This is a genomic window from Clostridium sp. DJ247 (genome assembly GCF_014231265.1).
Map to the genome: position 1 here is coordinate 1 of NZ_JABAIW010000095.1, position 9,324 is coordinate 9,324.

Sequence of the window (9,324 nt, forward strand, 5' to 3'; positions counted from 1 at the left end):
AAGTTTTTAAATGTGCCTTCAGTTTTGGCAGCATATTCCTACGTATAAGTTAAATTTAAGTTGAGGTTATCTATATACGATAGGTATGGGCTGAAGATTTAACATATCCCTACTAGTTAACACTTTCAAGATTAGAGAATTTTGGGAGTGTTAACTAGTAGGGATTTTTGTATTAAAAATTTTAGTTAAAGTATGGAAATAATTACTTTATTCGAGTAAATATTTTATAGTTTCCCGGGAAATTTTGTTGTAAAAAGTAAAATAATTAATGTTTTAGTGATATAATATACTCAATAATGGTATCATTAAAAATAAATTTAAAAGTTCCGTACCTATAGGTACCCACAACTTAAATTTAACTTATACGGAGGGGTATATTACCAATGTTGAAGTTACATTTAAATATTTTTTATTAGTCTTAGCGAAAATTTGAGAAAAAATCTTAGGACTTTAGATATGTTTGAGCATAGCGAGTTTATCAAAGTTCTTAGATTTTTCTCAAATTTGAGCTTTAGACTAATTAAAAATATTTAACGTGACGAAACATGGTAATATACCCCGGAGTATAAGTTGAATTTCGGGCATGGATATCTATAGATATTTTATGATGATGAAAGGAGAAGCTATGAAGGGTAAAACTCATGCTGGAGTTGGAATAGTTACTTTGTTGTCAATTTATAACAGTTTGCCGGGAAGATTTAATTATTTTGGAATATTGGTTGTTATTGTGGCATCAGTTTTGCCTGATATAGACCACCCTAAAAGTATAATAAATAAATATATACTTCCATTCAAAAATAAGCTTACTAAGGTTACATTATACTCTTGTATGGGTATAGTGATTTTGTGGTATGATTATATACATACTAATGAACCTGTAGTAAAAGCATTAGGAATATCTCTTATAATAGTAGCCATTTCATCTCATAGAAATGGGTTAACTCATAGTCTTTTAGGAATGATTATGTTTTCTTTTATAGTAGGTTATATGGGTAATATGTATGGAATACAATATTTAGTGTATTATTTTATGATCGGATATGGGATGCATTTATTGTGCGATATGGCAACTAATAAAGGAATTCCGCTTTGGTATCCATTTAGGAAGAAGAAGGTAAAACTACCTATTACCTATAGTACAAATTCTAAAGCAGGCACTGCTATAGAAGAATTACTAATGATAGGGGGACTAATTTTTATAATATACAAGCTTCCAGGTATTATATATAAATAGTTTTAGGAGTGATTTTGTGTTCGATTTTGAGTATCAATTAAAGGTATTGCCTGATAGACCTGGAGTATATTTAATGAAAAGTTCTCTAGGGGAAATAATTTATGTTGGAAAAGCAAAGGTATTAAAAAACAGAGTAAGACAATACTTTCAAAGTTCACGAAACCATAGTGAAAAGGTAAAAGCTATGGTGAAAAATATAGGGGAATTTGAATATATAGTTACAGACTCAGAAATGGAAGCACTTATACTTGAGTGTAATTTAATAAAAAAACACAGACCTAGATACAATATATTACTTAAGGATGATAAGCATTATCCTTTTATAAAAATAACTACTAACGAAGATTTTCCACGAGTTTTTATAACAAGAATTTTATCTAAGGATGGGGCTAAGTACTTTGGACCTTATCCAAACTCTTCAGCAGTTTATGAGACTATAGAGTTGTTGAAGAAAATATTTCCTATTAGAACTTGTAAGAGACTCATACAAGAAAATGGGGAGAAAACTAGACCATGTTTAAATTACCACATAGGTTTATGTAAAGCTCCTTGTGGCGGGTATATTAGTAAGGCAGAGTATAGTAAAATAATTAGTGATATCATAGATGTGTTATCTGGAAAAGATAAAAAAGTCATAAAATCTCTTCAAGAAGAAATGGAACATTCTTCTGAGAACTTAGAGTTTGAACGTGCTGCGGTTTTAAGAGATAAAATCGCCGCTATAGATAAGGTTACAGAAAAGCAGAAGATAATAACCGGTAATTTTGAAGATGAGGATTTTATAAATGTATATAGTGATGATAAAGATAGCTGTGTTCAAATATTTTTTCTAAGGGACGGAAAAATTACTGGCAGGGAACATTTCATAATGGAAAATACCATAGGAATAACTTCAAAAGAGCTTATAACAGATTTTATTAAAGAATTTTATGGAGGAACTGCTTATATTCCCAGAACCTTACATGTACCAGATGCTGATGATAGAGAGTTATTAGAGCAATGGCTAGGTATGAAAAGAGGCAGTAAAGTATTAATAAAGCTTCCTCAAAAGGGTGAAAAAAAGCAAACTCTAGACCTTGTTGAAAAGAATGCTAAAATGACTTTAGAACACTTCAAATTAAAGTTTATTCAAGACAAAGAAATTTTTAAGACATCTTTACAACAACTTGCAGATATACTTAATTTAGAGGATGTTCCTCATAGAATAGAAGCCTATGACATATCTAACATTCAGGGAGTAGATTCTGTAGGAACTATGGTGGTTTTTGAAGAAGGAAGAGCTAAAAATAGTGATTATAGGAGATTTAAAATAAACACAGTAAAAGGAGCAAATGATTATGACAGCATGAGGGAAATATTAACAAGAAGATTTCAACATGGTCTTGATGAGGTAAAAGGGATTCAAGAGAGAAGCCTAAGCTTAGGCTCTGGAAAATTCTGTGTGTTTCCAGATTTAATTCTCATGGATGGAGGAAAGGGGCAGGTTAACGTAGCTATTGATGTATTAAAAAACTTTGGATTAGATATACCGGTTTGTGGTATGGTTAAGGATAATAAACATAATACAAGGGGATTAATATACAATAATGAAGAGATAATTATAAGATCGCACTCTAATGTTATGAGGTTAATAACCAGAGTTCAAGACGAAGTACACAGATTTGCAATAACATATCATAGAAGCCTAAGAAACAAAAGGGTACTGCACTCCGTATTAGAGGACATACCTAATATAGGAGATAAAAGAAGGAAAGAACTTCTTAAACGATTTGGTAGTATAGAAAATATTAAAAAGGCTAGCTATGAAGAGATAATAGATACTCCTTCTATAGATAAAAAAGCTGCAGCTAGCATAGTTGAATACTTTAAAAACCAGGGTAAGGAATAGTTTGCAATAAATTATAAAAAAGCTAAAGAAAAAAATGTTCTAATCGAAATAAACAACGGTACTTTTAAATAAAAAGTTTCAATAAAGCTTGAAAAAGTATTAAAAAGTGTGAATATAAAGTACCATATCTTTGTAAATGTTGCTGGGGATAGGTTTATTAAATATTTAGGGAAAAGGAAAGCTAGTAGATATAAGCCTTGATTAAGGTTTCCACTTACATTATACTAGATATGATACATAATTTTAATTTCGAGGAGAATATGCCATGAATAGATTTAAAGATTTCAGTACAAAACTTACAAAGGTATTAGATCCAAAAGATATAGTAATAGATGAACCTATGAAAAAACATACATCCTTCAAAGTTGGAGGTCCGGTTGATATACTAGTAACACCTGAAAATTCTCAGCAGGTATTAGATATTATAAAGTTATGTAAAGATGATAACGTTCCATACTATATAATAGGCAATGGCTCTAATTTGCTAGTTAAGGATGGAGGAATTAGAGGCGTAGTAATCAAGTTATCTAAACTTGATAAAATTACAGTAAATGGGGAAACAATAAACAGTGAAAGTGGAGTAGAGCTTAAGAAGGTTTCAGATATTGCACTAGATAACAGTTTAACCGGTTTTGAATTTGCCTGTGGTATTCCAGGAAGTGTAGGCGGAGCTGTTGCTATGAATGCAGGTGCTTATAATGGAGAAATATCGCAGGTCATAGAAAGTGCAAAGGTTATAGACAATAACGGTAATATTAAGGTTTTAAATAAGGATGAGTTAGAGTTAGGTTATAGAATGAGTTCTATACTTAAATATGATTATACAGTATTGGAAGTAACATTTAAGCTTGAAGTAGGAGAATACCATAAGATAAAAAATAGAATAGAAGAGTTAAATAATAGAAGAAATGATAAACAACCACTTGAATACCCTTCAGCAGGTAGTACATTTAAAAGACCTGAAGGTTATTTTGCAGCAAAACTTATTGAAGATGCTGGTCTTAAGGGTATGAATGTAGGAGATGCGGAAGTATCTACAAAACATTCAGGATTTATAATAAATAAGGGTAATGCTACTGCAGCAGATATACTTAATTTAATAAAAATTGTTCAGAAGAAAGTTAAAGATAGCTTCAATGTAGAGCTTTGTACAGAAGTTAGAATAATAGGTGAAGAAAAGTAGTACTATATAATTATAGATAACGATTGATGGAGAATTTGGCATTAGTTTATGTTAAATTCTCCATTTTATCTTCTATTCCTTCTTAGAAATTGTTATGTTATAATTATAAGGATAAAGTAAAACTTTACTCAGTAGAGTTTTAACCCCACTGAGTATTAGTTGAACCAATCCAGCCCATAGCAGCCGTTAACTTACCGTTTATAAAAGCGGGAGTCTTACGGATGGGTAGCCAATGGATAAAGTCATGTGAATATATAGTAAAGTATAAGCTATAAGTAAGGAGGGATAACTATGAGATTTGTTATAGTAACTGGTCTATCAGGAGCAGGCAAAACTCAAGCCATAAGAAATTTAGAGGATTTGGGTTTCTTTTGTGTAGATAACCTTCCGCCTACATTGATACCTAAATTTGCAGAAGCTTGTTATGAAACTGATGGTAAAATAGATAAGATAGCTTTAGTGATAGATATAAGAGGTGGAAGATTTTTTGACGATTTATTTGAAAGTCTAAAGTACTTAAAGGAACAGGGTTATAAACATGAGATCTTATTCTTAGACGCCTCTGATGAGGTATTAGTGAAACGCTTCAAGGAATCTAGAAGAAAGCATCCATTAGCACCAGACGGAAGAATATTAAATGGAATACTAATGGAGAGAAACAGATTAAGAGAAGTAAAAGAGAGAGCTGATAACATAATAGATACATCTAAGCTTGCTACAAGAGAGCTAAGAGAAGAAATAACAAAGGTATATGCAGAAGAGGGGCAAGTAGAGACGGAGCTGATAATAACTGTGTTATCTTTTGGGTTTAAGTATGGAATACCAGTGGATTCAGATTTAGTGTTTGATGTAAGATTCCTACCAAATCCATACTATATACCTGAACTTAAAAAATATTCTGGTAATGATAAACCTGTTAGTGATTATGTGATGGCTTTTAAAGAAACTCAGGAATTTATAGAGAAATTAGATGATATGTTAAAATTCTTAATACCTAGTTATCTAAAAGAAGGCAAGAGGCAATTAATTGTTTCTATAGGATGTACTGGTGGAAGACACCGCTCAGTAACTATTGCCAATGCTATATTTCAAAGACTTAAAGATTATGGTTTTAAAGCAAATATAGACCATAGAGATATAGAAGAAGACACTAATAAAGGTGGTAAGAAACTATGAAAATTGTAGATTGGCTTAGACCTGGAATAAAGGTAAAAAGATGGGTTATGCTTGGATCTATGGGAATATTGTTCATAATATTTGGTTTTTTAGAGTTTGTGAGACAGAGATTTTATAGCATGTACTATATTTCTTTTTATATATTCCTTTTTTTATCAGGAATTTTTGTTCTATATATTTCTATAACTCAAGGAATGAGATCTATAATTGCTTTGATAAATAAAGGATATTTAAATGTTTCTTTGGATTCTAGAAAATTAGAAAACCTAATATATGAAAAAAGGTTACTAGTAAAAGGGCCTAAAATTGTGGCAATAGGTGGTGGAACGGGATTATCCACTATGTTAAGGGGATTAAAATATTATACCTCCAATATAACTGCAATAGTTACAGTAGCGGATGATGGCGGTGGATCTGGCGATTTAAGAGAAGACCTAGGGATGCTTCCACCAGGAGATATAAGGAACTGTATTTTGGCTTTAGCTGATACAGAGCCTCTTATGGAGGAACTTCTTCAATATAGATTTAAAGATGGAAGACTTAAAAACCAAAGCTTTGGAAATTTATTTCTTGCGGCTATGGATGGAATTTCAGGCAATTTCGAAGAGGCAGTTCACAAAATGAGTTCAGTACTTGCAGTAACAGGTAAAGTAATGCCTGTTACTCTTGATAACTTGGTTTTGAAAGCTAAGCTGGAAAATGGAAATATTGTGGATGGTGAATCTAATATACCAGAAGAGTCCTTAAAACAAAATAGTTCTATTGATAGAATATTTATTGAGCCTAAAGATGCAAAAGCTCTTAAAGAGGCTGTTGAGGCAATATTAGAAGCTGATGCTATTATATTAGGACCGGGAAGTCTTTATACTAGTGTTATTCCTAATCTTTTAGTTAAAGATATATCTAATGCCTTGCAAAAAACCTCCGCAGTAAAGCTGTATGTATCTAATATAATGACTCAGCCAGGAGAAACGGATGGTTTTGGAGTTGAAGACCATATAAGGGCAATATTTAAGCATGCTGGCAGTGAAGTAGTTGATTATGTAGTTATTAATATAGGAAAGATTAACAATGAACTAGAGGGAAAGTATATGGATGAGGAATCTCATTTAGTTAAAATAAATGAAGAAGCAGTGAAAGATCTTGGTGTAAATGTTATAGAAGGTGATTTCATATCCGTAAGAAATGGTTTAATAAGACATAATTCAGAGAAGTTAGCTTCAATTTTAATAGAAACTATTATGGATAAGAAGCTGCTGTTCGATAGGAAGAAAATAATTGAGTACTTCTATTTATCTGAAAGGTTGAAGGAAAATAAAAGTAAGTAGGGAGAAACAACATGTCATTTTCATTAAAGGTAAAGAATGAAGTTTGCAGATATACAGATATAAATAAAGAAGAAGCTATAGCAGAGTTATCCGCTATAATGAAAGTTAGTGGAACCTTACTTTTAGGTGGAAATAAACAGTTTAGCTTTAAGGTTATTACAGAAAATCCGGCTATAGCCAGACTTATATTTAAGATGTTGAAAGATCATTTTAATATTCATACAAAAATAATGGTAAAGAGAAGTAATTCCCTGAAAAAAAATAATGTATATATGATTTTAATAACAGAAGAAATGGGTGTTAAGGATTTACTAAAGGAAGTTGGTTTGTTAAAGGAAAGAGAAAATATATTTTCACTAGATTATAGTATACCAAGCAATATAGTTGCTACAGAAGACTGTAGAAGGGCTTACATAAGAGGTGCGTTTCTAGGGGGCGGAAGTATAAGTAATCCTGAAAAGACCTATCATTTAGAATTTGTAACTCATGATAATGATTATGCTGAGGATTTAAGTAAGCTTATAAATGAGTACGGCTTAAACTCAAAGGTTATACAAAGAAAAAACAGTTATATAGTATATATAAAAGAAGGAGAACAGATAGTGGATCTCCTAAATATAATAAGTGCTCACACATCACTTTTAGAGCTGGAAAATGTTAGAATTATGAAAGAAATGAGAAACAATGTAAATAGACTTGTAAACTGTGAAACAGCTAATTTAAGTAAAACTGTTAATGCTGCAGTAAGACAAGTTGAAAGCATAAAACTTATTCAGAAAGAAATAGGGCTTTCTAGACTTCCTAAAAATCTAAGAGAGGTTGCAGAACTTAGGTTAAAATATCCTGATGAGTCATTGAAGGAATTAGGTGAAATGTTGAGTCCACCAGTGGGTAAATCTGGGGTAAATCATAGACTAAGAAGAATAGAAAAAATAGCAGAAGAGCTTAGAAAAGAAGGAAGGTAGGAGTAGGATTGTGTCAAAGCATGAAGATATAATCAAGTATATACTTTCACTTGAAGTTGGAACGAAAATCTCTGTTAGAAGCATAGCTAGTGTTTTAGGTGTTAGTGATGGAACGGCATATAGAGCTATAAAGGACTCAGATGCCCTAGGTATAGTTACAACTATACCTAGAGTAGGAACAGTAAGAATAGAGAAGGTAGAGAAGAAGCATATTGAAGCCTTAACTTATGGTGAGGTAATAAATATTATTGATGGTACTTTACTTGGTGGTAAGGACGGTATCCATAAAACCTTACATAAGCTTGTTATAGGAGCCATGACTATTGATGCTATGGAAAAATATGTAACAGCAGATTGTCTATTAATAGTAGGTAATAGGGAAGAGGCTCAAAGTCTTGCTTTAATGAATAGTGCAGGAGTGCTAATAACTGGGGGCTTTGGTTGCAGCGATAGTGTAAAAAAGCTTGCTAATGATAAGTGTCTGCCTGTAATATCTACTACCTATGATACCTTTACTGTGGCTAGCATGATAAATAAAGCTATATCTGAAAATTTAATAAAGAAAGATATAGTTCTAGTTGAGGATATCATGGAGAGTAATCCCTACTTTTTAAAAGCCAATGATACTGTGGAGAAATTGGAAGAGTCTATGTTAAGTACTGGTCATCAAAGATATCCTGTTATAGATGATGAGAGAAAGGTAATAGGAATTGTTACTTTAAGAGATTTAAAAGATAAGGAAAATGATGCTGAAACTATTGGCAAAATAATGCATAAGGATCCTATAACTATTACACCAAAAACTACAGTTGCCTATGCAGCTCATATAATGGCATGGGAGGGTATCGAACTATTTCCTGTAGTTAAAAATAAAAAACTAGTAGGGGTAATAACTAGAAGAGATGTAATTAAGGCTCTTCAGTATATGGCAAGGCAGCCACAAGCAGCTGAGACTTTAGAAGATTTAGTTTTAAAAAAGTTTGAATTTAAAAGTAATGGTGATAAGGCACATTTTTATGGGAAAATAACTGCAGAAATGCTAGACCCTATAGGCACTGCTTCTTGGAGTTCTTTAAATATGTTGTTATCTACTATGGGGATTATGTCAATAAGACAGAGAAACAATATAAATATACTTGTTGATAGCATTAATACATACTTTGTTAAACCTGTTCAAATGGATAGTGAAATAGAAATATTTACCGACATAATAGATGCAGGAAGAAACTTTTGCAAGGTTGAAATTAATATGTTTGATGAAAAGAAAGGTCTGGTGGCAAAGGCCCTTTTGTCAGCGAAAACACTAAGGAGATAAATAATAAGAATGTAGTGATTTCACTACATTCTTATTATTTAAAGGAAAATACAGTCTATTAAAATATATTATAATTAGTGATATAATTATAGTATATTGTCAATATTTCAGATATACAGGCGTTGGTATAGATAACCACAACTTAAATTTAACTTATGCGTAGGGACATATTACCAATGTTGAAGTCACATTTAAATATTTTTTATTAGTCTTAGCGAAAATTTGATAAAAAATC

7 protein-coding genes are annotated in these 9,324 nt (G+C 31.6%); all 7 read left to right on the top strand.

Translation table 11 applies throughout. The annotated features are described in order from the left end of the window. The first annotated feature begins 625 nt into the window (after positions 1-625). The 7 genes from HGI79_RS21600 (at position 626) to HGI79_RS21630 (ending at position 9,089) form a co-directional block, all read left to right on the top strand. Positions 626-1,234: a metal-dependent hydrolase gene (locus HGI79_RS21600; protein WP_185652742.1), complete on the top strand. Its 609-nt coding sequence runs from the start codon at positions 626-628 to the stop codon at positions 1,232-1,234. Between the two features lie 16 nt (positions 1,235-1,250). Next, positions 1,251-3,122, top strand: a complete 1,872-nt coding sequence (uvrC, locus tag HGI79_RS21605) for an excinuclease ABC subunit UvrC (protein WP_185652736.1) — start codon at positions 1,251-1,253, stop codon at positions 3,120-3,122. A gap of 265 nt (positions 3,123-3,387) precedes the next feature. After that, positions 3,388-4,305: a UDP-N-acetylmuramate dehydrogenase gene (gene murB / locus HGI79_RS21610; RefSeq protein ID WP_185652737.1), complete on the top strand. Its 918-nt coding sequence runs from the start codon at positions 3,388-3,390 to the stop codon at positions 4,303-4,305. Positions 4,306-4,596: 291 nt separating this feature from the next. Then, on the top strand, positions 4,597-5,481 hold the full coding sequence (gene rapZ / locus HGI79_RS21615; protein ID WP_185652738.1) for an RNase adapter RapZ: 885 nt from the start codon (positions 4,597-4,599) through the stop codon (positions 5,479-5,481). Beyond that, complete coding sequence (yvcK, locus tag HGI79_RS21620; protein WP_185652739.1) at positions 5,478-6,809, top strand: YvcK family protein; 1,332 nt, start codon at positions 5,478-5,480, stop codon at positions 6,807-6,809. The genes rapZ and yvcK overlap by 4 nt, the downstream gene beginning before the upstream one ends. A gap of 11 nt (positions 6,810-6,820) precedes the next feature. After that, positions 6,821-7,774, top strand: coding sequence for a DNA-binding protein WhiA (whiA, locus tag HGI79_RS21625; protein ID WP_185652740.1), 954 nt, complete (start codon positions 6,821-6,823; stop codon positions 7,772-7,774). 10 nt (positions 7,775-7,784) lie between these two features. Then, on the top strand, positions 7,785-9,089 hold the full coding sequence (locus HGI79_RS21630) for a DRTGG domain-containing protein (RefSeq protein ID WP_185652741.1): 1,305 nt from the start codon (positions 7,785-7,787) through the stop codon (positions 9,087-9,089). Positions 9,090-9,324: the final 235 nt, after the last annotated feature.

Excerpts from the sequence above, each read along its gene's own strand:
- rapZ (WP_185652738.1), top strand. The coding sequence starts at position 4,597 with ATGAGATTTGTTATAGTAACTGGTCTATCAGGAGCAGGCAAAACTCAA.
- murB (WP_185652737.1), top strand. The coding sequence starts at position 3,388 with ATGAATAGATTTAAAGATTTCAGTACAAAACTTACAAAGGTATTAGAT.
- HGI79_RS21600 (WP_185652742.1), top strand. The coding sequence starts at position 626 with ATGAAGGGTAAAACTCATGCTGGAGTTGGAATAGTTACTTTGTTGTCA.
- whiA (WP_185652740.1), top strand. The coding sequence starts at position 6,821 with ATGTCATTTTCATTAAAGGTAAAGAATGAAGTTTGCAGATATACAGAT.
- yvcK (WP_185652739.1), top strand. The coding sequence starts at position 5,478 with ATGAAAATTGTAGATTGGCTTAGACCTGGAATAAAGGTAAAAAGATGG.